The sequence below is a fragment of the Pseudomonas sp. 43NM1 genome (assembly GCF_002836905.1).
GTDB lineage: Bacteria > Pseudomonadota > Gammaproteobacteria > Pseudomonadales > Pseudomonadaceae > Aquipseudomonas > Aquipseudomonas prosekii.
The window spans coordinates 1-24,882 of record NZ_MKGS01000156.1; the positions used below are offsets into that span (position 1 = coordinate 1).

The 24,882-nt window shown below is 59.7% G+C and carries 23 protein-coding genes and 2 pseudogenes; 10 read left to right on the forward strand and 15 right to left on the reverse strand.

Annotation, left to right across the window (positions count from 1 at the left end):
• The 4 genes from BI292_RS18270 to BI292_RS18285 all read right to left on the reverse strand — a co-directional run.
• Window positions 1-268 (reverse strand): LysE family transporter (locus tag BI292_RS18270; protein ID WP_157831278.1); only part of this gene is annotated, 268 nt, incomplete at its 3' end.
• Window positions 269-307: 39 nt separating this feature from the next.
• On the reverse strand, window positions 308-748 hold the full coding sequence (gene fos, locus BI292_RS18275; RefSeq protein WP_101208691.1) for a fosfomycin resistance glutathione transferase: 441 nt from the start codon (window positions 746-748) through the stop codon (window positions 308-310).
• A gap of 45 nt (window positions 749-793) precedes the next feature.
• Window positions 794-1,531 carry a hypothetical protein gene (locus tag BI292_RS18280; RefSeq protein WP_101208692.1) on the reverse strand — a complete coding sequence of 246 codons (738 nt, stop codon included), beginning with the start codon at window positions 1,529-1,531 and terminating at the stop codon, window positions 794-796.
• 733 nt (window positions 1,532-2,264) lie between these two features.
• Window positions 2,265-3,179 (reverse strand): LysR substrate-binding domain-containing protein, encoded by a 915-nt coding sequence (locus tag BI292_RS18285; protein WP_101208693.1) that lies wholly within the window; start codon window positions 3,177-3,179, stop codon window positions 2,265-2,267.
• Between the two features lie 78 nt (window positions 3,180-3,257).
• On the opposite strand from BI292_RS18285, the gene BI292_RS18290 reads away from it, so the two are divergent.
• On the forward strand, window positions 3,258-3,746 hold the full coding sequence (locus BI292_RS18290; RefSeq protein WP_092271948.1) for a DMT family transporter: 489 nt from the start codon (window positions 3,258-3,260) through the stop codon (window positions 3,744-3,746).
• Here the strand turns inward: BI292_RS18290 and BI292_RS29190 are convergent.
• The gene (locus BI292_RS29190) at window positions 3,701-3,952 is read right to left on the reverse strand and encodes a hypothetical protein (protein ID WP_256592709.1); all 252 of its coding nucleotides are present in this window, start codon (window positions 3,950-3,952) and stop codon (window positions 3,701-3,703) included. The two genes, BI292_RS18290 and BI292_RS29190, sit on opposite strands and share 46 nt — an antisense overlap.
• Window positions 3,933-4,022 (reverse strand): annotated as a pseudogene (locus BI292_RS18300) (LysR family transcriptional regulator); the annotation flags it as partial. The gene BI292_RS29190 and the pseudogene BI292_RS18300, both read right to left, overlap by 20 nt.
• Window positions 4,023-4,235: 213 nt before the next feature.
• Here BI292_RS18300 and BI292_RS18305 point away from each other — a divergent pair.
• Both BI292_RS18305 and BI292_RS18310 read left to right on the forward strand, forming a co-directional pair.
• Window positions 4,236-5,471, forward strand: a pseudogene (locus BI292_RS18305) (aminotransferase class I/II-fold pyridoxal phosphate-dependent enzyme).
• A gap of 16 nt (window positions 5,472-5,487) precedes the next feature.
• The gene (locus BI292_RS18310; RefSeq protein ID WP_101208694.1) at window positions 5,488-6,654 is read left to right on the forward strand and encodes an MFS transporter; all 1,167 of its coding nucleotides are present in this window, start codon (window positions 5,488-5,490) and stop codon (window positions 6,652-6,654) included.
• A 13-nt stretch (window positions 6,655-6,667) separates the two neighbouring features.
• On the opposite strand, the gene yiaY is transcribed toward BI292_RS18310, so the two are convergent.
• Complete coding sequence (yiaY, locus tag BI292_RS18315; protein ID WP_101208695.1) at window positions 6,668-7,816, reverse strand: L-threonine dehydrogenase; 1,149 nt, start codon at window positions 7,814-7,816, stop codon at window positions 6,668-6,670.
• Between the two features lie 157 nt (window positions 7,817-7,973).
• Between yiaY and BI292_RS18320 the strand changes: the two genes are divergently transcribed.
• The gene (locus tag BI292_RS18320; protein ID WP_101208696.1) at window positions 7,974-8,993 is read left to right on the forward strand and encodes a DUF4917 family protein; all 1,020 of its coding nucleotides are present in this window, start codon (window positions 7,974-7,976) and stop codon (window positions 8,991-8,993) included.
• A 148-nt stretch (window positions 8,994-9,141) separates the two neighbouring features.
• Here BI292_RS18320 and BI292_RS18325 read toward each other — a convergent pair whose 3' ends face one another.
• The gene (locus tag BI292_RS18325) at window positions 9,142-9,684 is read right to left on the reverse strand and encodes a helix-turn-helix domain-containing protein (protein WP_092271957.1); all 543 of its coding nucleotides are present in this window, start codon (window positions 9,682-9,684) and stop codon (window positions 9,142-9,144) included.
• Window positions 9,685-9,843: 159 nt separating this feature from the next.
• On the opposite strand from BI292_RS18325, the gene BI292_RS18330 reads away from it, so the two are divergent.
• The 5 genes from BI292_RS18330 to BI292_RS18350 all read left to right on the forward strand — a co-directional run bounded on the left by BI292_RS18330 (window position 9,844) and on the right by BI292_RS18350 (window position 15,998).
• Window positions 9,844-10,626 (forward strand): aldolase, encoded by a 783-nt coding sequence (locus tag BI292_RS18330; protein WP_101208697.1) that lies wholly within the window; start codon window positions 9,844-9,846, stop codon window positions 10,624-10,626.
• Window positions 10,627-10,655: 29 nt separating this feature from the next.
• Complete coding sequence (locus BI292_RS18335; RefSeq protein WP_101208698.1) at window positions 10,656-11,543, forward strand: dihydrodipicolinate synthase family protein; 888 nt, start codon at window positions 10,656-10,658, stop codon at window positions 11,541-11,543.
• 280 nt (window positions 11,544-11,823) lie between these two features.
• Window positions 11,824-12,360 (forward strand): RNA polymerase sigma factor, encoded by a 537-nt coding sequence (locus BI292_RS18340; RefSeq protein ID WP_101208699.1) that lies wholly within the window; start codon window positions 11,824-11,826, stop codon window positions 12,358-12,360.
• Window positions 12,357-13,316, forward strand: coding sequence for a FecR domain-containing protein (locus tag BI292_RS18345; protein WP_101208700.1), 960 nt, complete (start codon window positions 12,357-12,359; stop codon window positions 13,314-13,316). The genes BI292_RS18340 and BI292_RS18345 overlap by 4 nt, the downstream gene beginning before the upstream one ends.
• A gap of 123 nt (window positions 13,317-13,439) precedes the next feature.
• Entirely contained in the window at window positions 13,440-15,998 is a 2,559-nt protein-coding gene (locus BI292_RS18350) for a TonB-dependent receptor (RefSeq protein ID WP_101208701.1), read from the forward strand.
• Between the two features lie 108 nt (window positions 15,999-16,106).
• Here BI292_RS18350 and BI292_RS18355 read toward each other — a convergent pair whose 3' ends face one another.
• The 7 genes from BI292_RS18355 to BI292_RS18385 all read right to left on the reverse strand — a co-directional run bounded on the left by BI292_RS18355 (window position 16,107) and on the right by BI292_RS18385 (window position 21,764).
• Entirely contained in the window at window positions 16,107-16,412 is a 306-nt protein-coding gene (locus BI292_RS18355) for a ribbon-helix-helix domain-containing protein (protein WP_092271975.1), read from the reverse strand.
• 13 nt (window positions 16,413-16,425) lie between these two features.
• Window positions 16,426-17,007, reverse strand: coding sequence for a DJ-1/PfpI family protein (locus tag BI292_RS18360; RefSeq protein WP_101208702.1), 582 nt, complete (start codon window positions 17,005-17,007; stop codon window positions 16,426-16,428).
• A gap of 298 nt (window positions 17,008-17,305) precedes the next feature.
• Window positions 17,306-18,520: an SAM-dependent methyltransferase gene (locus BI292_RS18365; protein WP_101208703.1), complete on the reverse strand. Its 1,215-nt coding sequence runs from the start codon at window positions 18,518-18,520 to the stop codon at window positions 17,306-17,308.
• A gap of 256 nt (window positions 18,521-18,776) precedes the next feature.
• Entirely contained in the window at window positions 18,777-19,394 is a 618-nt protein-coding gene (locus BI292_RS18370; protein ID WP_101208704.1) for a TPM domain-containing protein, read from the reverse strand.
• A gap of 43 nt (window positions 19,395-19,437) precedes the next feature.
• Entirely contained in the window at window positions 19,438-20,145 is a 708-nt protein-coding gene (locus BI292_RS18375) for a YgcG family protein (RefSeq protein WP_101208705.1), read from the reverse strand.
• Between the two features lie 33 nt (window positions 20,146-20,178).
• On the reverse strand, window positions 20,179-21,156 hold the full coding sequence (locus BI292_RS29350) for a YgcG family protein (RefSeq protein ID WP_101208706.1): 978 nt from the start codon (window positions 21,154-21,156) through the stop codon (window positions 20,179-20,181).
• On the reverse strand, window positions 21,156-21,764 hold the full coding sequence (locus tag BI292_RS18385; RefSeq protein ID WP_092271992.1) for a LemA family protein: 609 nt from the start codon (window positions 21,762-21,764) through the stop codon (window positions 21,156-21,158). The genes BI292_RS29350 and BI292_RS18385 overlap by 1 nt, the downstream gene beginning before the upstream one ends.
• Window positions 21,765-22,089: 325 nt before the next feature.
• On the opposite strand from BI292_RS18385, the gene bglX reads away from it, so the two are divergent.
• The gene (gene bglX / locus BI292_RS18390) at window positions 22,090-24,435 is read left to right on the forward strand and encodes a beta-glucosidase BglX (protein ID WP_101208707.1); all 2,346 of its coding nucleotides are present in this window, start codon (window positions 22,090-22,092) and stop codon (window positions 24,433-24,435) included.
• The last annotated feature ends 447 nt before the right edge of the window (window positions 24,436-24,882 follow it).

Here is a 24,882-nt window from a genome sequence, read left to right on the forward strand (position 1 = left end):
CGCGCAATCCGAGCCAGAACAGGTACAAGCCACTGAGCACGCCGAGCACGTCAAACGCGGTGCTGCCGATTTCGCGCGCACCGACAATCGCGATCAGCGCGGTGCTGCACCAGATCACATCTCCGAGCAAATGCCCGCACAGAAACCCCGCCCCGGCACGCCGACCGCGCGCCGCGCCAATCCCGAACACCGCCAGCACACCCGGCCCGGGCGTGATGCCATAGATGAAGCCGGAAGCGAGCACGGCCATTAGCAGCGATGGGGTCATGGGGATTCCTTGTTCAAGCGCGGACGAGTGGTCGCCAGTCTATCGCAGGTTTTTCGGCTCGACGTGTCGATCACCGACAAACTGCATGCCCGCATAAGGTTGTTGCCGACAGGCCGCCAGTCGCGACGCCAGATCCCCGACATGCGCTTCGAGTTTGTGCCCGTCCGGGTCGAGAAAATAAAACGACGCGCCCTCACTGCGGTTGTCGCGCCACTCCTGCACGCCGGCCGCGCGCAGGCGTTCAACAAACACCGCGAAGTCCGCTGCGCCGATGCTGAAGGCGTAATGCGTGTAGTCGGCGGCTGGCGCCGGGTTGCGCAGCGGGTCGAGAGACAGGCACAACCACACGCCGGGCAGCGAGAGGTAAGCGCCGGCGTCCCACGTTGCGTCGAGACGCAACTGCAGCAAGTCGCGATAAAACACCACGCTGCGGTTCAGGTCAGTGACGGCGAGGGTCAAGTGGTTGAGGCCGGTGAGCATGGGGTCAGTAACCTTTGAGTCTTTCGGGGATATCGAATGCCGTTGTTATTGAACGCCCTTGAAACCATCCGGCAACCCATAACGTTTACCGTCGTATCGCAACGTCGTCAGCACAGGTTTTCCGGTGGTCGACTTCACTTCGCAAGCATCTCCTTCGCCCTCGCCGACCATGCTGGTGGTCACCGATTTAACGATCAAATCCGCATAACCGTGAGAACTGGTTTTGCCGATTTCGATGGTTCTGACTGTGTTGGCGCGTTCTCCGGCGCAACGCGTATCCCACTCGCCGCTGTAGACGTACATCACCAGACGTTCGAGCACCGGACGCAATGTGTTGCCCTCTTTTACGTAGAGCGACAACCACGATTCGTCCAGCGGGTTGGGGCCGGATGAGCCCTTGAAGTTGACGCGCAGACCGAAGGCGCGCAGGTCCGGGGTGAGTTTGTAGCGCGCGGTGTCGAGTTCCAGGTTGTCCAATCTGAACGCATCGGAGACGAACGCGGCGGACTGGTGATAGGTCGCCAGCGGCTTGGCGTTGGCCGCCGACAGCACCGCGAGGTCGAGATCGTATTTGCCGTCCGGGCCGGAATCACTGGCCGAAAAACCCGACTCGAATTGCGACGTCGCGGTAATCGTCTGCCCTGGATACGCCGGCCACTCCTTGCACACCGAATGAACAAAATCCCCATACAGCAGCGGTTTCTCACACGCGGCGAACGCCTGCGTCGTCATCGCCAAACCGCACAGCGCTGCACATCCGATCAATCCAGACTTCAATGTCATTCCCTGTTCCTTATGTGTTTCAAAAAATCAGCCAGATTCTGCCGCGCACTATCCTCGTTGGCGGGCGTGGGCTCAACAAATTGTTGCGACAGCAGAACCAAACCGCACGCTAACGCCTGACAGCCACACCCTGTAGCAGCTGCCGAAGCCTGCGTTCGGCTGCGCAGCAGTCGTGAATTCAGACGACGCGGTGATTCAGGCAGCTCGCGTGGTCAGGTTTTACGCCTGCTGCGCAGCCGGACGCAGGCTTCGCCAGCTGCTACATGAAGCGCTGCTCCGCCGCTTATGTCACCCACACCGGGACAATGAAGCTCAGCCACCAATGTGCCTGCCACAACACAACCTGTAGCAGCTGCCGAAGGCTGCGTTCGGCTGCGCAGCAGTCGTGAATTCAGACGACGCGGTGATTCAGGCGGCTCGCGTGCTCAGGTTTTACGACTGCTGCGCAGCCGAACGCAGGCTTCGCCAGCTGCTACATGAAGCGCTGCTCCGCCGCTTATGTCACCCACACCCGGACGATGAAGCTCAGCCACCAAAGGCCTGTCACAACGCAACCTGTAGCAGCTGCCGAAGGCTGCGTTCGGCTGCGCAGCAGTCGTGAATTCAGACGACGCGGTGATTCAGGCAGTTCGCGTGCTCAGGTTTTACGCCTGCTGCGCAGCCGGACGCAGGCTTCGCCAGCTGCTACATGAAGCGATGGCATGCATGACGCGCGGGGGGTTTTCGCTTCAGGTTAATGGGCGATGCCTGCTGCTTCTTCAATCCGCCCATTCAACCAATTCAAGGCCTGATCGCCGCCGCGCCGTTTGTGCCAGACCAGCACAAAGGTAAACGGCGCAATTTCGAACGGCGGCGGGACGATGGTCAGTGAATGTTCATCAATCCCGCGCAGTGCGCGTGATGCGACGGTGAGGATCAGGTCGGTGCCCGCGATGAACTCCGGCGCGACGCTCCAGTGCGGCAGGCTGATGGCGACGCGGCGGCGTTCACGCAACGCGGTCAGGGCGCGTTCGATTTCCGGGGTGCCGCTGCCGCGCATTTCCAGCAGAACGTGGGGCCGGGCGAGGTAGGTCGGCAGGTCGAGCGCGCCGTCGGCGGGCAGGCTGTTGCGATCGATCAGGCAGGCGTAATGCTCTTCGAACAACGGCGCGCTGCGCAGTTCGTTGGGCAATTCCGGAAACACCCCCAACGCGGCATCAATGTCGCCGTTGAGCACCGCGTCGAGCATGCCTTCGCGGCTGGCGTGGCTGATTTGCAGGTCGATGCCCGGCGCTTCGCGGCGCAAGGTGCGGATCAGCGTCGGCAAGACAATGGCGGCGCCGTAATCGGACATCGCCAGGCGAAAAGTGCGTTTGGCGATGGCCGGATCGAAGGTGTTCGGCGACAGCAGTGATTGCACCTGCGCCAGCGCTTCGGCCAGCGGCACCATCAATTCCAGCGCCCGCGGCGTCGGCACCAGACTGGCACCAGCGCGCACCAGCAGCGGATCGCCGAGCTGGTCGCGCAACCGCGCCAGCGCATGGCTGACCGCCGGTTGGCTGAGGTGCAGGCGCTCGGCGGCGCGGGTGACGTGCTGCTCGCTGAGCAAGGCGTCGAGGATGACCAACAAGTTGAGGTCGATACGTCGCAGATCATTCATCTGATGCATGTTCCGCATTGGTATTTGGAATTTAAATCTGCGCGACGAATACCTTAGAGTCCAGCGAAACCTGTTGGAGTGTTGAACATGAGTACATTGCATTGGGCCGGCCTGTTACTGCTGGCGGTGATTGCCGGGGCGGTGGTGCCGTTTCAAAGTGCGATCAACGCCAATCTCGGGCGCGGCTTGGGCCATCCGTTATGGGCGACGTTGGCGTCGTTGCTGGTGAGTATCGTGGTGTTGCTGCCGGTGATGCTGGCGCTGCGTTTGCCGTTGCCGTCGCTGACATTTATCAGCCAGGCGCCGCTGTGGATGTGGGCTGGCGGGGCGTTCGGCGTGTGTTTTATTTCATTGGCGCTGATGCTGCTGCCCAAACTTGGCGCGTCGGGATTTATTGCGCTGGCGTTGGCCGGCCAAGTGGTTGCTTCGCTGCTGTTGGATCATTTCGGCTGGTTTGGTTTGGTGGAGCGGCAGATGTCGTTGACGCGGGTGTTGGGCGCGGTTTTGCTGATCGGCGGCGTGGTGTTGATTCAGTTCAGCGAATCGCCGGCCAAGGGGTTGGTGACGGCGAGTTGAGGGAACGTCAGAAGAAATTCGGCGGATGTCAGTTGGTCATCGCGAGCAAGCTCGCTCCCACAGTTGCGCAACCGCAGCACCTTGCGCGCGGCGTCGTGGGTGCGCATGTTGATCGAACTGGCGGCATGCAAACCGACGTAATCGCTGCCCAGCGTATCGGCAAACGCCAACGTATCGCGGTCGGCCCGCCTCCCGCGTCGCGGCACGAGTCAGCGTGCCCTCCTCGTGCACGGCAACAAACAGCTGGAGAGTGATCAGGTCGAGACGGCGGATCAGGCCTTTTGCAGCATGTGGGGCTCGATGGCTGGGGACGGCTGAGTCGGCAGGATAGCCCGGTTTGACTTACGACTTCACGGGACGCCTTCCTACATCTAAATCTCTTGAAACACTCAGCCAGATCGGAATTGGCCGATTTTATAACTGCTGCGCACCCCGTAAGGTCTCAGTACGCACGGACAGCTATACCCACTCAAGGAATGACACAGCGATATGGAATCGACAGCAGGAAAAGGAAACGCGTTTTCCAATTATAAAAAGCTGATCTCACTGGCGGATCACGACTGGGAAACCGCCGAAATCAGAAAAGTCGCGGGACTTAATGTTTCCATCAAAAATTCCAATCAAATGGTCGACCAACATGGACGAGTCTTCCACCACTTCTGCACGACGTCTTATCTGGGCCTGGATCACCATCCCGAGCTGCTTAAAGGCGCGATAACCGCGCTATGGGACACCGGCACTCTGCGGATCGCCAACTCAAAAAATCGCTGCAAATTGGCGATCCTTGAGCAATACGAGTCTGAGTTGTCCGAATTGTTTGGCGCGCGTTGTATCAGCACTTTGTCGTGCAGCGCGGCGAGCGCCGGAATTCTGCCCTTGCTGGCCAGCGGTGTGCTCACTCAAAATCGCCCGCCGGTGATGGTATTCGACCGGTTGGCCCATTACTCGATGAATCATTTAAAGGCCGCCTGCGCAGATGAAACCCGCGTCGTAACGTGCGCTCACGGCGACATGGATTTTCTGGAAAAGTAGTGTCAGCAGAATAAAACCGTCGCCTATGTCGCCGACGGTGCTTACAGCATGGGCGGGATTTCGAACATGGACAGTCTTCTATACCTCAAGGCTCGCTATGGACTGTTTCTGTACATGGACGACTCCCATGCTCTATCCGCCGTCGGAGCATTCGGCCGAGGAATCGTCCGCCCCAGGCTGCAAGCCCTTGAAGATGACTGCGTGATCGTCGCTTCTTTGGCAAAGTCGTTTGGTGCCAGCGGCGGATTGGTGATGCTCGGTAATGAGCGGCAGAGCAAACTCATTCAGCGTTACGGCGGGCCGACCAACTGGTCGCAAAGTCTCAACAGCGCAGCCATTGGTGCCGGCAGAGCATCAATCAAATTACATCGCACTCCGGAATTCGCCTTATTGCAGGAAAAACTCCAGTTCAATATCCAGCTCTTCGACGCTCTCATCCGAACCAAACAGCATGGCAGCAACATGGCGATTCGCCTGATTCACTGCGGCAAAGCAACGCTCGCCAACAATGTGGCAAGCGAGTTAGCCAACCTCGGTTTCTTTACCTCAGCGGTGTTTTTTCCGGTCGTCGCTCAAGGTCAGGCAGCCATAAGAGTCACCTTGCGGGCGGACATGACAGCGACGTTGATCAGGCAATTTTGCGAACTTGTCACCGAGCTTTTAAGCAAACACGGCCGGGATCCCAGCAACTGAAATCAGAGAGCCTTCCATGAAGAGCAGCACCACCCTCCTCGTCACGTGCAGCACGGTTTTTCTCGCGCAATTGGGCATGAGTATTTACCTGCCTGCTTTGCCGGAGATTGCCCGGCATTTGTCTGCCGATGCTTCGCGGGTGTCTTGGGGGTTGGCGGTGTACCTGATTGGCATGGCGTTGCCGATGCTGTTCTGGGGCAGTCTTGGCCAGCGTATCGGGCGCAAACCTGTGTTGCTTGCGGCGCTTGGGATCTATGCGCTGGGCAATCTGGCATTGCCGCTGGGGCAGACGCTGGAATCGTTTCTGTTGTTCCGACTGATTCAGGGCATTGGTGCCAGCGGGATTTCGGTGATGGCGCGGGTCTTGATTCGCGACACGTTCCGCGGTGATTTGCTGGCCAAGGCGTTGTCGTGGATTTCGATTTCATTTGTCGTGGCGCTGGGCATCGGTCAATACCTCGGCTCAGTTATCCAGGTCGCGCTGGGCTGGCCGGCAATCTTTTATCTGTTGGGCAGCGTCAGCCTGTTGATGGCCGCAATCGTGGCGCGGGTCAGTTTCCCGGCGCTGGCCGAAGAGCATGGCGCATCCTCCGGTTGGGCGAGCTATTGGCGCATCCTGCGTCATCGCGGCTTTCTGCTGCCGGCGCTCGCGGGCGGTCTCGGTTACGGCGTGATTATCGCGTTCAACACCGCAGCGCCATTGATCCTGCAAGGTCCGTTCAACTGGTCCGCGGTGGAGTACGGACTGTTGGGATGGCCGATCAGCGCGGCGTATTTTCTTGGAGCTCTGGGGGTTAATCGCTGTGTGCTGCGCACCGGCCAGCATTGGCTGATGACGCTTGGTGTGGCGACAGTGCTGGCCGGCAGCACCGTAATGTTGCTCGGCAGTCTGGCCGGGACTTCGCTGGCGTTGCTGTTCTGGCTGCCTTACTGCTTTGCGGTGCTGGGGCAATCGCTGAACTACCCGATCAGTCTGGCGCTGGCCAACGACGGTTCGCCAGTGAGTGGCGCCTACGCGATGGCGTTGAGCGGGTTCATTCATCAAATGATGGCCGCGCTGATTGGCGCGATTGCCAGCCTGATCGCCAGTCATCAGGCATGGCCGTTGTCGTTGCTTTGCACGTTGCTGGCGGCAGGCGCGATGCTTTGCGTGAGCCTCACGCGCCGCCGCGCTCCTGGTTAGAGCTCGTTACCGCTCAGAACGCGCTACGAAAGATTTCCTCGATCTGCCGTTGATCCGCCGCGCGTGGGTTGGTCAGGCCGCAGGCGTCTTTCAAGGCATTGGTGGCGAGGACGGGGATGTCGTTGAGTTTGGCGCCGAGGTCGCGCAGGCCGCTGGGTATTTCGACGTCTTTGGCCAGGCTGCGGATTGCGCTGATCGCCGCTTGCGCGCCTTCTTCCGGGCTGAAGCCGCGAATGTCGGCGCCCATGGCGTGGGCAACGTCGGTCAGGCGATCGGCGCAGACCAGCGCGTTGAAGCTTTGCACGTGCGGCAGCAACACCGCGTTGCAGACGCCGTGCGGCAAGTCGTAGAAACCGCCCAATTGATGGGCCATGGCGTGGACGTAACCGAGCGAAGCGTTGTTGAACGCCATGCCGGCGAGAAATTGCGCGTAAGCCATGTTTTCCCGCGCGGCGAGGTCGCTGCCGTCACGCACGGCGAGGCGCAGATTATTGCTGATCAGAACGATCGCTTTCAGCGCGCAGGCATCGGTGATCGGGTTGGCAGCGGTGGAAACGTAGGCTTCGATGGCGTGGGTCAGCGCGTCCATGCCGGTGGCGGCGGTCAGGCCTTTGGGCATGGCGACCATCAGCGCCGGGTCGTTGACCGACAACAACGGTGTGACGTTGCGGTCGACGATGGCCATTTTCACGTGGCGTGATTCGTCGGTGATGATGCAGAAACGGGTCATTTCGCTGGCGGTGCCGGCGGTGGTGTTGATCGCGATCAGCGGCAGTTGCGGCTTGTCGGATTGATCGACGCCTTCGTAGTCGCGGATCTGCCCGCCGTTGGTCGCGCACAACGCGATGCCTTTGGCGCAGTCGTGGGGCGAACCGCCGCCCAGCGAGACGACGAAATCGCAATGGCTTTCCTTGAGCAGACCCAGCCCGCGCTCGACGTTGGCCATGCTCGGATTGGGTTTGGCGCCGTCGAAGATCACCGAATCGATGTCCTGCATCGCCAGTTTCTCGGCGATCATCGCCGCCACGCCGGCCTTCGCCAGGCCTTCATCGGTGACGATCAGTGCTTTGCGAAAACCGTACTTGCGAATCGCCTCCATGGCTTCGTCGAGGCAACCAGTGCCCATGATGTTCACGGCGGGGATGAAAAACGTGCTGGTCATGAGCGAATCTCCTGGCTGGGCCAAATCGGCGGCGCCGATCCAGCGGATGCCCACAGGATCGACCGATCAGTCACGGCGTATGTTGATCTGGCTCAAGTCCTGGTCGTGATAAAGTCGCCGCCCATCAGACCTTTTGCTTTTTGAGACGACCAACGCAATGACCGATTTTCAGGATGTCGACGCCCAACTTGAAGACTGGAACGCCTTGCGCACCAGCGCTTCCTTCAGCGGCCTGCTGCTGGGCAACGGCGCCAGCCGCGCGGTGTGGGACGATTTCGGCTATGACTCGCTGTTCGAAAACGCGCGCACCGTCGAGGAAAAACCGCTCAGCCAATCCGAGCTGAGCGTGTTCGATGCCCTGCAAACCCGCAGCTTCGAGCAAGTCCTCAGCGCGCTGAAAATCACTAGCCGCGTCAACAAGGCGCTGGCCGTCAGCTCGGCGGCGCCGCGCAATCGCTACTACGCAATCAAGGAAGCGCTGATCAACACCGTGCACGCGGTGCACATACCGTGGCGCCTGGTAGTGCCGGCGACGTTGGCGACGATCAATCAGGAGTTGGCCACTTATCGCAGCGTGTTCACCAGCAACTACGACTTGCTGGCCAACTGGGCGATTCAGCAGCAACCGGAAACGATCACCGACCTGTTCAACGGCACCGAGCCGAGCTTTGATTTGAGCGCGAGCGCAACCGACAAAACCCGTTTGCTGTACCTGCACGGCGGTTTGCATCTGGTGCGCAATCAGGACGGCACGGCGCGCAAACTGATGTCGACCGAGGGCACGCTGCTCGGCAGTTTTGCCATCAATAACACGATCAAGACGCTGGACGACGTGCCGCTGTTCGTCAACGAAGGCCCGGCGCAGGACAAGCTCAAGACCATTCGCAGCTCGGATTATCTGTCGTTCTGTTACGACCAGTTATTGGGGCACGGCGAGGGTTTGTGCATCTTCGGGCATGCGCTGGGTGAGCAGGACAGCCACATCGTCCACGCCTTGCGCCTGGCGAAACCGAAGGTGGTCGCGGTGTCGATCTATCCGCGCAGCAAGGCGTTTATCCAGCATCAGAAACGCCACTACGCGAAGGTGTTTGAAGGGACCGCGGTTGAGCTGCGGTTTTTCGATTCGAAGACGCATGCGTTGGGGAATTCGAAGCTTGCGGTGCCGGTTGAGGTCTGAAACGCACACCTGCCCTGTGGCGAGGGGGCTTGCCCCCGCTGGGTCGCGAAGCGGCCCCTCGCGCGTCTTCAGTTACCGCTTGCCAGCAGATCTTACGACTGCTTCGCAGTCGGACGGGGGCAAGCCCCCTCGCCACAAGAAGCGCTCATCACTCTTCGCCGCTATGCACCACCACCAGCAACTGCGCCTGAATCTCGCCCACTGATCTGAGCCGATGCGGTTTCTGCGCATTGAAGTGCAGCGCATCGCCGCGGTTGAGCAGCACGCGCTCGTTCATGAAATCCACTTCCACCTGGCCCTCATGGACAAACAGAAACTCCTCGCCCAAATGCTCCTTGAACGTCTTGTCGGCGAATTCGCTCGGCGGGTAAATGATGAACGGCAACAAGCTGCGTTCACTGACCTGATGGGCCAGCACCGCGTAGCCCGGACTGCCATCGTTGGCCGCCAGCGACTGGCGCTCGTCGCTGCGCACCAGGCTGTAGCTGTCGAGGGTGATGTTGTCTTCGGAGAACAACTCCTCGACCTTCACGTTCAGCGCTTTGGCCAATTTCAACGCAGCGGCAATCGACGGAGTGTTGAGCCCGCGCTCGACTTTCGACAGATAACTCTTGGTCATGCCGGATTTTTCGGCCAAGGCCTCCAGCGTCACGCCAAGTTTTTTCCTGAGTAATTTCAAACGGATAGACATGCGTAGCGGTTAATCCATCAAGAAATCGACGATTTGTTATTGCTAATGACACAATGTGTCATATAGCATCCCCAGTGTCATTTGCATTCACCCAGCATCTTGCAAGCAACGAGTGAACGGCAAATCCGACGTCCATTGAAGCCCCCAAAGGACACCGATATGGCCAAGACCTTAGCATTACCCAAAGACCAACTGGTCAAGCAAGCGCTGATCCAGATGCAAAACACCCTGGCGGATAATACGTGGACCGACCGGCAAAAGCTGGCCCTGACCTGCCGCATTCTGTTCGAGAACGGCCACGACTCGGGTCTGGCCGGGCAAATCACCGCCCGCGGCCCGCAGCCGGGCACCTATTACACTCAGCAATTGGGCCTGGGTTTTGATGAAATCACCGCCGGCAATCTGCTGCTGGTGAATGAAGACCTCGAGGTGCTCGAAGGTCACGGCATGCCCAACCCGGCCAACCGTTTTCACAGTTGGGTGTACCGCGCGCGACCGGATGTGAATTGCATCATTCACACGCACCCGACCCACGTCGCCGCGCTGTCGATGCTCGAAGTGCCGCTGCAGATTTCGCACATGGACTTGTGTCCGCTGTACGAAGATTGCGCGTTTCTCGAAGGCTGGCCGGGCGTGCCGGTCGGCAATGAAGAAGGCGATCTGATTGCCGGCGCCCTCGGCGACAAGCGCGCAATCCTGCTGTCGCACCACGGCCAGTTGTCGACCGGCGCGACCATCGAGGAAGCCTGCGTGATTGCGCAGTTGATCGAACGCGCAGCGAAGTTGCAGTTGCTGGCGATGGCCGCCGGGACGATCAAACCGATCCTGCCGGAGCTGGGCCGTGAAGCGCATGACTGGATTGCCAAGCCAAAACGCCACGCCGCCGCTTTCAACTACTACGCTCGGCAGAACCTGCGTCAGCACGCCGACTGCCTGAACTGAACCCACCCATTTTCGAGAGGAGCATCGCCATGTCGGGCGCAAACATTCACGGCATCATCGGCTACACCATCACCCCGTTCACCGCCAATGGCGACGGCGTTGACCTGGACGCACTCGGGCGCTCCATCGACCGCCTGATCGACAGCGGCGTCCACGCTATCGCGCCGCTGGGCAGCACCGGCGAAGGCGCTTATTTGAGCGACGCAGAGTGGGATCAGGTCAGCGAATTCAGCATCGCGCACGTGGCCAAACGCGTGCCGACCATCGTCAGCGTGTCCGACCTGACCACCGCCAAAGCCATGCGCCGCGCACGTTTTGCCGAAGCCAAGGGCGCCGACGTGGTGATGGTATTGCCGGCGTCCTACTGGAAGCTCAGCGAGGCGGAAATCCTCGCGCATTACCGCGCCATCGGCGAGAGCATCGGCGTGCCGATCATGCTCTACAACAACCCGGCCACCAGCGGCACGGACATGTCGGTGGAGCTGATCCTGCGGATTTTCAACGCCGTCGAAAACGTGACGATGGTCAAGGAAAGCACCGGCGACATCCAGCGCATGCACAAACTGCAACTGCTCGGCGAAGGCCAGGTGCCGTTCTATAACGGCTGCAATCCGCTGGCGCTGGAAGCGTTTGCGGCGGGTGCGAAAGGCTGGTGCACCGCGGCGCCAAATTTGATCGCGCAGCTCAATCTGGATTTGTATGACGCCGTATTGGCCAATGATTTGAGCAAGGCGCGCACGTTGTTTTATCGGCAGTTGCCGCTGCTGGACTTCATCCTCAAAGGTGGCCTGCCGGCAACCATCAAAGCCGGATTGCGCGCCACCGGGCTAGAAGTGGGCGACCCGCGTTTGCCGGTGTTTCCATTGAGCGAGGCCGGATGTGGACAGCTGCAAGGGTTGTTGAAAGCACTGCGCTGATCCCCAAAAACACCAAAACCCCATGTGGGAGCGAGCTTGCTCGCGATGAGGCCATAACATTCAACCGATAGGTTGACTGACAGGTCGCCATCGCGAGCAAGCTCGCTCCCACAGGGGGATTGGTCTTCGGCTCACAACGGTGACAAAGGCTTGTGCTTGATCACTTTCGAGAAAAACCGAAGCAGCGCAACACGCGTCAAAAGATCCCGGAAGACAAATAGCAATAATTCTCGATATCATTCGCGACTTTCTGCGCTATGCCTCGTCAACAAGGATCTCCATGCCTCGTCTCACGCGCGACCCGCTGTCGGCTGATTCCTTTCGCCGGTTCTACGGGGACATCCTGCATTTCCTGCGCAAACGCACGAATAACCCCAGTGACGCGGCGGACATGACGCAGGACGTTTTCGCCCAATGGCTGGACTACGGCGACCGGGCGAAAGTCGAGCAACCGCGCGCGTTTCTGTTTCAGATGGCGCGCAATCTGCTGCGCGATCACTGGCGGCGGCAGAAGGTGCGGCACATCGTGCAAGCGCATCACGAGACAGATAACGAACCCGTCGCCGACGATCAACACGACCCACTCGCGGGCGCGCAACGCCTGCAACGTCTGGAGCAACTGAAAACTGTTCTCGCCGAGCTCTCGCCGCGCCGCCGAGAAGCCCTTATGCTGCACCGCTTTGAAGGCCTCAGTCAGGCGCAGATCGCTGAACGCATGGGTATTTCCCTGAGCATGGTGGAAAAACACATCGCTTTCGCCCTGCTGCATTGCAAGCGACGCCTGGACCACGAGAACGGCACGGAGCAGCCAGAATGAACCGTCATCACCAGACTGACCCCGACCTGCCGGATGACGGCATCGACGCTCAGGCAGCCAGCTGGTTTGTGCGTAATCGTCAGCAATACAACAGCGCCGAGCGCAAGCAATTCGAGCAATGGTTGAGCACGCCCGAACACGCCAGAGCGTATCGCGCGGTCGAAGAGTTGTGGGCCGACCTCGCCGAATTGCGCCAGCAGAACAAACCGGTGGCGCTGCTGCCACGGCGCAAAACCAATGTCTGGCGCCCGGCGCTGGCCATCGCCGCCGCGCTGGTTTGCGCAGTGTTGGCACTCAATCTGGGCACGTCCTACGGCGTTTATCAGCAGCAGATTGCAGCGCAGAACAAAGGCACGCGGACGTTTAATCTGCCCGATGGCAGCACCTTGTCGGTCAACGCCAACACGCGTTTGCGCCTCGATTTCGATGGTCATCAGCGTCAGGTTTTCCTCGATCAAGGGCAGATTTATCTCGAAGTCGCTCCGGACAAGGAACGGCCGCTGTGGGTGCACGCGGGCGCGGGCACGGTGCGCGTGGTCGGCACCGGTTTTGATGTGCGACGCACGCCACAGCAATTGGTGGTCAGCGTCGCCCATGGCCAAGTGGCGTTTGCACCCGAGGGCAAGACGCCGACTCTGCTCGGCGCACAACAGCAAGCCTCGTACAACTTGGCCAGCAGTACACTGCGGCAACAGACATTGGCCGACGAGCAGATTGCCGATTGGCGCGACGGGCACTTGTCGTTTCGTAATCGCGAATTGGCCAGTCTGGTCGACGAGCTGAACCTGTACCGCGCGCGGCCAGTGCTGCTGGCCGATGCCAGGCTCGGGCGCTTCAAGGTCTCCGGCAATCTCGACATCAACGATCCTGACGCATTGCTCAACGCCCTCCCGGCGCTGATTCCGGTGAAAACCGTCACCCTCGCGGATGGCCAGATCCGTATCGAAGCACGCTGAAACAACCTCACATGAGAATATTTTGCATTCGCATGTGAGGTTTTTTTTGCCTGCCGCGTCTTCCTCCGGTCTGCGTTGTGTACGCAGGCCTTTCTGGCCTTTTTCGCCGCCCTGGGGGATTTAATGTTTCGCGCGTCTTCGTCCTATCCGCTCGCCTGCCTTCGCCCGACCCTGCTCGCTGCTTGCCTGACCCTGAGCCTGCAAGCGCATGCCGAATCGATCAATCTGCATTTGCCGGCGCAGTCGCTGGCCACTTCGCTGAGCCAGATTGCCCGGCAGGCGAACATCCAGTTGTTGTTCGACGAAGCGCAATTGCGCAAGCTCAAGGCCCCGGCGATTGATGGCGATTACAGCGCCGAAGCGGCGATTCGCAAGTTGCTCGACAACAGTCAGTTCAGCCTAATCAAGGTCAACCAGACCTACGTCGTGCGCCCGCAAGAACCCGAGACCAGCAGCGGCGACGGCATTCAGCTCGACGCTTTGAGCGTGATCGGCAGCGGCACCGAAGTCGATTCCAGCACCGTCGGCCGTTCGACCCTGACGCAGGCCGATATCGATCGCCATCAACCGAGCAACATTCCCAGCCTGCTGGCGACGTTGCCCGGCGTGAGCATGGGCGGTTCGATGAAACCCGGCGGCCAGACCATCAACATCTGGGGCCTGGGCGACGCCGAGGACGTGCCGCTGACGGTCGATGGCGCGACCAAAAGCGGCTTCGAGCGTTATCAGCAAGGGACGATTTTCATCGAGCCGGAGCTGATCAAACGCATCGAAGTGGAAAAAGGTCCGCACTCGGTGCTGACTGGCAACGGCGGTTTCGGCGGCACCGTGCACATGGAAACCAAGGATGCGCCGGACCTGTTGCAAGAGGGCCGCAACAGCGGCGCGATGGTCAAATACGGCTACGCCAGCAACGATCATCAACAAACCTACAGCGGCGCCGTGTTTGGCCGCACCGACGACGGTCGCGCCGACGCGCTGGTGTATTTGACCAAGCGCGATGGCGACGACATGAAGCTCGCCGGCACCCCGCCCGACCCAGACAACAGCTACCCGATCAACCCGCAGCGCTTGCCCAACAGCGCGCAGGATCTGGACGGCCAGTTGCTCAAATTCAACTTGCACCTGAATGACCAACACAGCGTCGGCCTGTCGTATTCACGCTCGCAAAGTGAGCGCTGGACGCCCTTCTCGTCCGCCAGTTACCCGACGCCGCCGACCCAGTCGAACATCAAGCAATACGGTTATCGGAATGCCCTGAAACGCTTCCTCGCCAACCGCGAAACCATCGACACCACGTGGTCGACCAAGTATCAATATCAGCCGCTGGACAACCGCCTGATCGACTTCAAGCTCAGCTATTCGGAGTCCAACACCGACCAGACCGACGAACGCGACGCCACGGCGTTTTTCCAGACGGCGACCGGCGGACGCAAAATGGACACCGCTTACAAGGACCGGATCGTCGAGGCGAGCAACATCAGCCTGTTCGACACCGGCGCGCTCGCGCACGCGGTGACCAGCGGCGTGCAAATCCGCAAGCACAGCCGCGACACCGAGATGTGGATGCCGGGCAAGACTTACGACGTCGAGAAGTACAACTACGGGCACTTCCAGCCAAGTTTCATGCCGCAGGGCAAAGTCGATACCAACAGCGTTTATCTGCAAGACGCGATAACCCTCGGCAACTTCACCCTCACGCCGTCGCTGCGTTATGACCATGTGCGCAACCGGGGCGAGGCGAATGACGCGCCGTATTACAACAATCAGGACCGGAGTGTCGGCCACGATTACAGCGACCGCACTTACACCGGTTGGTCGCCGCGGTTGTCAGCGTTCTGGAAAGTTACGCCGGATGTCGCTTTCTTCGTCGACTACATCAAAACCTGGCGCGCGCCGGTTATCGATGAACAGTACGAAGTGCAAGGCCTGGGCAGTCGCACGGCCACCAGCGTCGACCTCGACCCGGAACGCATCACTGGTTGGCGCGCCGGTAACATCAGCAACTTCGCCAACGTGTTTGTCGATCACGACAACGTGCAGATCCGCACCACGTTGTTTCGCAACAAGATCGAAGACGAGATCTTCAAAGCCACCGGCGTCGGTTGTGAAAACCAGGCGAACAACGGCGGCACCATTGCCTCGGACTGCAAGGGCTCAGGGCCGATGGGCAACTACCGCAACATTGGCGGGCTGACGATGAAGGGTTTTGAAGTGGAGAGTTTTTATGACTCCACCTACCTGTTCGGCTCGCTGTCGTATTCGTGGATGATCGGCAAACATGAAGGCGCTTACACCAATCCCTGGGGCCCGGATGTTTGGGCGCGCGATGTACCGCCGCCGAAGTGGATTGCGGTGCTCGGCGTGAAGATTCCAAGTTGGGATGCGCAGGTGGGTTGGCAGGGTGAGTTTGTGCGCAAGACTGATCGGTTGCCGAGCGACAACTATGGCTCTGGCAAAAACACGGTTGGCGATGTGTTTTACGACCAATACGCGAATGACCGTTACAACGTGCAGGGGTTGTTTGCCAATTGGAAACCGCAGCAGGCTTATTTGAAGGGAACTGAGGTGAATCTGACGGTTGATAATCTTTTTAATGAGGATTACCGGCCGGCGTTGAGTGGCGATCGGGCTTATAGCCAGGGGAGAAATGCCAAGGTAAGTGTGACGCGGTTTTTCTGATCCAGAGTTTGTGGTGGCAGGTCCGGCCCCTTCGCGGGCAAGCCTCGCTCCTACACAGGAACACGCCGAACCTGTAGGAGCGAGGCTTGCCCGCGAAGGCGATTTCGACTACTTCACCGAACTGCGCACCACCGACAACTCCGGCGCCACCACCCGCCGCTGCGACAAATACCGCATGCAACTCACCCGCAGAAACGACGCAAAATTCACCACTTCGCCGCGGTAGTCCATCACCTCTTCATAGAGCTTGGCGATCAACTGGTTGGTGGTCATGCCGTCGACCTCGGCGATTTCGCTGAGGATGTCCCAGAACTGATTTTCAAGGCGCAGCGTGGTGACCACGCCGCAGATGCGCAGCGAGCGGGAGCGCGATTCGTAGAGGATCGGATCGGCTTTGACGTAGAGCTCGCACATGCAAAGTCCCTCGTTACAGCGTGATGGTGGTGCCCAGCAAACCGAGGAAAGCGGCCAGCCAGCTCGGGTGCGCTGGCCACGCGGGGGCAGTCGCCAGATTGCCTTGAACGTGCGCATCCGTCACCGCGATATCGATGAACGTACCTCCGGCCAGTCGCACTTCCGGCGCGCAGGCCGGGTAGGCGCTGCATTCGCGACCCTGAAGAATGCCGGCGGCGGCGAGCAATTGCGCGCCGTGGCAGACGGCGGCGATCGGCTTGCCGGCCTGGTCGAAATCTCGCACAAGTTGCAGGACTTTTTCGTTCAGCCGCAGGTACTCCGGCGCACGACCGCCCGGCACCAGCAGCGCGTCGTAATCGGCGGCGTTAACCTTGGCGAAGTCGAAGTTCAGGGCAAACAGGTGACCGGGTTTTTCGCTGTAGGTCTGGTCGCCTTCGAAGTCGTGGATCGCGGTGCGCACGGTCTGCCCGGCGCTTTTGTCCGGGCACACGGCGTGCACACTGTGGCCAACCATCAGCAGTGCCTGGAACGGCACCATCACTTCGTAATCTTCGACGTAATCGCCGACCAGCATGAGGATTTTCTTGGCAGCCATGGGGAGGACTCCTCTGGGAATACGTGGGCGTTTGGAGTGTCCACGGTAGTCCGAATCTTCTGAGGCGGGTAATAACCAGCTACTACGGGCAACACGGTTTTTATCGAGAGGGGCTTGCCCCCTCCCCACAGAAGCTGAGGAAAACTATGCGCTGATCAGCGGCGCCGGCAGTAGTCAGGCGGCCCAAACTGCCCCCGCATAAACCCAGCCCTGTGGGAGCAAAGCTTGCTCCCACAGGGCGATGGCGATTTCAAGGACGCCTTCGCCGGCAAGTCTGGCTCCTACAGAGGCGTGGTGTTCAGAGGTAGCCGTCAGCCCGCAGCAACGTTTCCAGGCAATGTTCGCTGATCTGGTAAAAATCCTTCAGCTCTTGAATCTTCACCAGCAACTGCGCCGGGTCCTGCGGTTCGGAGCGTTTGACCGCGAGGATCATCTTGTTCTTGTTGGTGTGGTCGAGTGAGATGAACTCGAAGACCTTGGTTTCGTAACCACACGCTTCTAGGAACAGCGCACGCAAGCTGTCGGTGACCATTTCCGCCTGTTGGCCGAGGTGCAAACCGTATTGCAGCATCGGTTTGAGCAGCGCCGGGCTCTGGATTTGCAGGCGAATCTGTTTGTGGCAGCACGGCGAGCACATGATGATCGACGCCCCGGAACGAATGCCGGTGTGAATCGCGTAGTCGGTGGCGATGTCGCAGGCATGCAGGGCGATCATCACGTCGAGTTCGCTCGGCGCCACGCTGCGCACATCGCCGCACTTGAACACCAGCCCCGGATGCTCAAGCTTGGCGGCAGCGGCGTTGCACAGGTTGACCATTTCTTCGCGCAACTCGACGCCGGTGACTTCGCCCTCGGCGTTCAGCGTGTTGCGCAGGTAATCGTGAATCGCGAACGTCAGGTAGCCCTTGCCCGAACCGAAGTCCGCCACCCGCACCGGTTTGTCCAGCGCCAGTGGCGAGGTGGTCAGGGCATGGCTGAAGACTTCGATGAATTTGTTGATCTGCTTCCACTTGCGCGACATCGCCGGGATCAGCTCGTGCTTGCTGTTGGTCACGCCAAGGTCAGCGAGGAACGGCCGGTTCAGGTCGAGAAAACGGTTCTTCTCGCGGTTGTGCTCGGCGGACGGCACTTCGCGCAATTGCTGAGGTTTGCTCTTGAACAGCGAAGATCTGCCCTTTTTGCTGTACTCGAGCTGCGCTTCATCGGTCAGCGCCAGCAAATGCGCATTTTTGAACGACTCCGGCAACAGCGCGGCAATCGCCGCCACGCCTTCGGTCAACGGCAAGTTCTTGGTGATGTCGCGGGTTTTGTAGCGATAAACGAAGGACAGGCACGGCTGATCCTTGACCGTCAGTTGCTTGATGATCAGCCGCTGCAAATCCGCTTCGCCGCCGACGTACTTGGCCAGCACCAGTTTGATGAACGCGTTGTCGTCGAGGCTGGTTTGCAGCAGGTCGATGAACTGGGCGTGATGGTCCGGCGCGAGGCTGGCGGGAGTGGCGGTAACAGACATGGGAAAAACGGCCTCGGGCGGAGCGAATCGGGAATGGCGGGTATTTTAGGGGGGATGCGCCGCAAGGGCACGGCTAATTTCCCCAACGGCGTGTTCCTGTAGCAGCTGCCGAGCCTGCGAGGCTGCGTTCGGCTGCGCAGCAGTCGTGAACGGGGCACGCGGTTTTTCTGCAATACCGGGTGTGCGGTTTTACGACTGCTTCGCAGCCGGACGCAGCCTCGCGGGCTCGGCAGCTGCTACAGGGGGTTGGGGGGTGTCAGCGCAACACCACCAAGCGGTTCGGCAGCTCATTCTTCTGCTGCGTCGCCGGCACGTGCACTTTGAGCAATTCGCCGCAGGCCTCGATGCAGGTCACAAAACCCTGCAGCGTCTGGCCCTGTTTCACCTGGCGGGTGAACGCCGCGACAATCACTTCCCAGCTCTGGTTGTCCAGCCGCTTGGAAATCCCCTCGTCCACCAGAATCTCCACATAACGCTCGGCCTCGCTGACAAAAATCAGCACGCCGGTGCTGCCAACGGTGTGGTGCAGGTTCTGCTCCAGAAACTGTCGGCGAGCCAGGTTCGACGCGCGCCAATGGCGCACCGAACGCGGGATCAGACGCGTGGTAATCGCCGGGATCCGAAACAACAGGCACAGCACGATAAAACTCGACCACTGCACCATCAACAACAGGTTGAGCGTCAATGCGCCGGTCAGGTAATGCACGACGCCCGGTACCACCAGGGCCAGCAAACTGGCCCACAGCAGCGGAATGTAGGTGTAATCGTCGGCGCGCGCCGCGAGCACGGTGACCAGTTCGGCGTCGGTTTCGCGCTCGACCCGGGCAATCGCCTCGGCGACTTTGCGTTGTTCGTGTTCAGTCAGTAATGCCATGGTTATAAATGCCTGTTCCCTGATATTTTTATTGGCCGCATCATCACCAGCCGCCAGACGAACCGCCGCCACCAAATCCGCCACCGCCGAAACCGCCACTGGAACCGCCCGAACCACCGCGACCGGCCGGCAAAATGCCGAGCATCTGGCAGATGAACACGGTGACGATGAACAGCATCACCAGGAAGATAAACAGCCCCGGATGGCGCGAGATGAAATCGCTTTCTTCGCTGCCGCTGGACTCATACACCGTCGAAGGCTCGTCCAGCGGATTGCCGCCCAGCACCACCAGCATCGCGGCCACACCGTCGCTGATGCCTTTGCTGAAGTTGCCGGTTTTGAACGCGGGGGTGATCACCTGATTGATGATCACCGAACTCTGCGCGTCGGTAAGCCGATCTTCCAGGCCATAGCCGACTTCGATGCGCAACTTGCGCTCATCACGAGCGACGATCAGCAGCGCGCCGTTGTTCTTGTCCTTCTGCCCAATGCCCCAGGCGCGCCCAAGCTGATAGCCGAAATCGGCAATGTCGGTGCCCTGCAAATCCGCCAGGGTCACCACCACCAGTTGCTCGCCGGTCGAGGCCTCGTGGGCCTGCAACTGCTGCGTCAACTGCTCGCGCACGGTCGGCTCGATCATCTGCGCGTTGTCGACCACCCGCCCGGTCAGCGGCGGAAATTTCAGTTCGGCCTGAGCCGTGACCGCGACCACCCAAAGCATTAACACCAGGGCGTATTTGACGATTCCCATCAGCACCTCTTCCTGAATAATTGACCCGGCGCGCTACCAACTGCCGGAAGCACCGCCACCGCCAAAACTGCCACCTCCCCCGCTGAAACTGCTCGAGCTCGAACTCGAAGTGATCGAATCGATGTCCCGAGGCCCCGAGCTGCCAAAACTGAAACTCCAGCTCTTGTCAGGCTTGGGCGTTCTCGCCTCGCGTAGCGCGGCTTCTTTCTTGGCTGCTTTCTTAGCTGCTTTTTCGGCTGCTTTCTGTTCTTTGGACTTCGGCCGAAACGGATCGCCCTCATCGCGCCATGACCAGGCAAACACCGCGAACGGAATGCCGATCAACACGGTAAAGAACAGCACTCGCACTACGCCGAACCATTCGATGTTTGCCAGCCAGCCCTTGTCCGCAGTGTGGTAAACCATCATCCGGTCCGCCGCTGGCCCGAGCAGGCGCACGATCGAGGTCGTCCCGGCGATGATCCCCGACGAATACAGATCATCCTTGAAGTACGGAATGATCGAGTTCTGAATGATCATCGCCGCCGATATGTCGTTGAGCGGCCCTTCAAGTCCGTAGCCGACTTCGATCCTCACTTTGCGATCGTCGCGCGCCACCAACAGCAGCACGCCATTGTTTTTGTCCTTCTGGCCGATGCCCCAATGCCGGCCCAGTTCCACACCAAACTCTTCGATGCTGTAACCGCCGAGGCTGGGGACAGTGACCACGACGACTTGATCGGTGGTCGACTGTTCCAGGCGCTCAAGCATCTGCGTGAGGTACAGCGCGGCCGAAGGTGTAAGCAATTGCGCCGTATCGACGACGCGCCCGGTCAGCTTGGGGAACAGGCTTTGCAGCGCTACGGGCGTCGCGGCGACCGGTGGCGGCTCGACCTGCGAAACGGGTTGCGCCTGAAGCACATTCAACCCGTCCGTGGGTGTTGCAACCTGCGGCTGCGCCATCACGGCGCAGCTGCCTGCCAGCCACAGCGACAGCAGCGCGCCTTGCAGCGCGCGCTGTACGCCACGCATCAGAACTTCACTTGCGGCGCTTTATCGGCATCCGGGCTGGTCGCCTCGAAGGTCTCGCGGATCGGCAAGTCGCTGTACATCACGCTGTGCCACAGACGACCTGGGAAGGTGCGGATTTCGGTGTTGTATTTCTGCACGGCGAGGATGAAGTCGCGGCGCGCCACGGCAATACGGTTTTCCGTGCCTTCGAGTTGCGATTGCAAGGCGAGGAAGTTCTGGTTGGCTTTCAGGTCCGGGTAACGCTCGGACACCACCATCAGACGGCTCAACGCGCCGGTCAGCTGATCCTGCGCTTGCTGGAACTGTTTGAGTTTTTCCGGGTTGTCGAGCGTGCTGGCATCGACCTGGATCGAAGTCGCCTTGGCCCGTGCCTCGATCACCGCCGTCAGGGTGTCCTGCTCATGCTTGGCGTAACCCTTGACGGTTTCCACCAAGTTGGGGATCAGGTCGGCGCGCCGTTGATACTGGTTCTGCACCTGGCCCCAGGCGGCTTTGGCCTGTTCGTCGAGGGTCGGAATGGTGTTGATGCCGCAGCCGGCCAGCAGCGACGTCAACAGCATCAGCGCGGCGACGTGCAGGCTCGATCGATAGTTGAGTCGGACATTCATGAAAGTGATGCTCCTGTGTACATTCCATTGAAAAAACATCCAGCGGCGTGAAACCGAGCCATTAAGGCATAATCTGCGGCCACCACTGGATTGCATTGAGCCAATGGGCTAAAAGATGCCCAGCGCGATAAACAGTTCAGAAAAAACTGCAGTTTAAAAAGCAGCTCTGAAAAAACAGCTCGCAAGTTTGCTGTATTTTCCCGAGCAATGCTCGAACAAGCTCGAACAACAAATGCTTGAACAACACGAACAACAATAGTCGCTCCCTAATTTTTAGCTGACCGGCGCGTATCCACTGCCGTTTAGGCTTTCGAGAAAATCATTCATGAAGAAGCTGTGTTTGCTGGGCCTGTTCGTCAGCCTGGCCAGTTCTACCCTACTGGCCGCCACGACCCCTGCACCTCTCGATAAATCCACACCTCTCGATAAATCCACATCTCTGGAGAACCGCACATCTCTGGAGAACAAGGACGCCTTCATCACTGACCTGATGAAGCAAATGACCCTCGATGAAAAGATCGGCCAATTGCGCCTGATCAGCATCGGCCCGGAAATGCCGCGCGAGATGATCCGCAAGGAGATCGCCGCCGGCAATATCGGTGGCACGTTCAACTCGATCACCCGCGCCGAAAACCGTCCGATGCAGGACGCGGCGATGCGCAGCCGTCTGAAGATCCCGATGTTTTTCGCATATGACGTGATCCACGGCCATCGGACGATTTTCCCGATCAGCCTGGCATTGGCATCGAGCTGGGACATGGACGCGATTGCCCGTTCCGGGCGCATTGCCGCCAAGGAAGCGGCGGCCGACAGCCTCGACATCACGTTTGCGCCGATGGTCGATATCTCCCGCGACCCGCGCTGGGGCCGCACCTCCGAAGGTTTTGGTGAAGACACTTATCTGGTGTCGCGCATTGCCGGAGTGATGGTCAAGGCCTTCCAGGGCCAGGGCGCCAACGCGGCCGACAGCATCATGGCCAGCGTCAAGCATTTCGCCTTGTACGGCGCGGTCGAGGGCGGTCGCGACTACAACATCGTCGACATGAGCCCGGTGAAGATGTATCAGGATTACCTGCCGCCCTACCGCGCCGCGATTGACGCCGGCGCGGGTGGCGTGATGGTCGCGCTGAACTCGATCAACGGCATTCCGGCCACCGCCAACACCTGGTTGATGAACGACCTGTTGCGCAAGGATTGGGGCTTCAAAGGTTTGGCCGTGAGTGACCACGGGGCGATTTTCGAGCTGATCAAACACGGCGTCGCCCGTGACGGACGCGAAGCGGCGAAGCTGGCGATCAAGGCCGGCATCGACATGAGTATGAACGACACGCTCTACGGCAAAGAGCTGCCGGGGCTGTTGAAGGCTGGCGAAATCGAGCAGAAGGACATCGACAATGCGGTACGCGAAGTGCTCGCGGCCAAGTACGACATGGGCCTGTTCAAGGACCCGTACCTGCGAATTGGCAAGGCTGAGGACGACCCGGTCGACACTTACGCCGAAAGCCGTTTGCATCGCCCCGAAGCGCGTGATGTCGCGCGCCGCAGTCTCGTGTTGCTGAAGAATCAGAACCAGACATTGCCGCTGCGCAAAACCGCGAAAATTGCCTTGGTCGGTCCATTGGCCAAAGCGCCGATCGACATGATGGGCAGTTGGGCCGCCGCTGGGCGCCCGGCGCAATCGGTGACCTTGTTTGACGGCATGAACGCGGCGGTCGCCGATAAAGCGACGCTGATTTATGCGCGTGGCGCCAATATCACCGGCGACAAGAAAGTCCTCGATTACCTCAACTTCCTCAACTTCGACGCGCCGGAAGTGGTGGACGATCCGCGTTCGCCTCAGGTGTTGATCGATGAAGCGGTGAAAGCCGCCAAGGATGCCGACGTGGTGGTGGCGGCGGTCGGCGAATCGCGTGGCATGTCGCACGAATCGTCGAGCCGCACCGACCTGAACATCCCGGCCAGTCAGCGTGACCTGATCAAGGCACTGAAGGCCACCGGCAAGCCGTTGGTGCTGGTGTTGATGAACGGCCGGCCGTTGTCGATTCTCGAAGAAAACGAGCAGGCTGACGCGATTCTGGAAACCTGGTTCAGCGGCACTGAAGGTGGCAATGCGATTGCCGACGTGTTGTTCGGCGATTACAACCCGTCGGGCAAGCTGCCGATCACCTTCCCGCGTTCGGTCGGGCAGATTCCGACTTACTACAACCACCTGAGCGTTGGCCGGCCATTCACGCCGGGCAAACCGGGCAACTACACTTCGCAGTATTTCGATGACACCACCGGGCCGCTGTATCCGTTCGGTTTTGGTTTGAGCTACACCGATTTCAGCCTGAGCGACATGGCGCTGTCGTCGACCACGCTGAACAAGACCGGCAAGCTCGACGCCAGTGTGATGTTGAAAAACACTGGCAAACGTGACGGCGAAACCGTGGTGCAGCTGTACATCCAGGACGTCACCGGCTCGATGATCCGCCCGGTCAAGGAACTGAAAAACTTCCAGAAAATAATGCTCAAGGCCGGCGAACAGAAAGTCGTGCACTTCACCATTACCGAAGACGACCTGAAGTTCTTCAACGCCCAGGTCAAATACGCCGCCGAACCCGGCAAATTCAACGTGCAAATCGGCCTGGATAGCCAGGACGTGACGCAACAGAGCTTTGAGCTGCTCTGATCCACCATCCGCCACAAAACCTGTGGGAGCGAGCTTGCTCGCGATTTGGCCGACACATTCAGCCTATTTGTTGAATGTTAAACAGCCATCGCGAGCAAGCTCGCTCCCACAGGAGATTTTGGGCATCACCCAATTCTGTGCCCGGCACAAATCCCCTGTGGGAGCCGAGCTTGCTCGCGATGAGGCCGGTCCATTCAACATCTTTGTTGACTGCCACACCGCCATCGCGAGCAAGCTCGCTCCCACAGGAGATTTTGGGCATCACCCAATTCTCTGTCCGGCACAAACCCCCTGTGGGAGCCGAGCTTGCTCGCGATGAGGCCGGCACATTCAGCATCTTCGTTGACTGCCACACCGCCATCGCGAGCAAGCTTTGCTCCCACAGTCGATTTTGGGCATCACCCAATTCTATGCCCAGCACTGATCCCTTGTAGGAGTGAGCCTGCT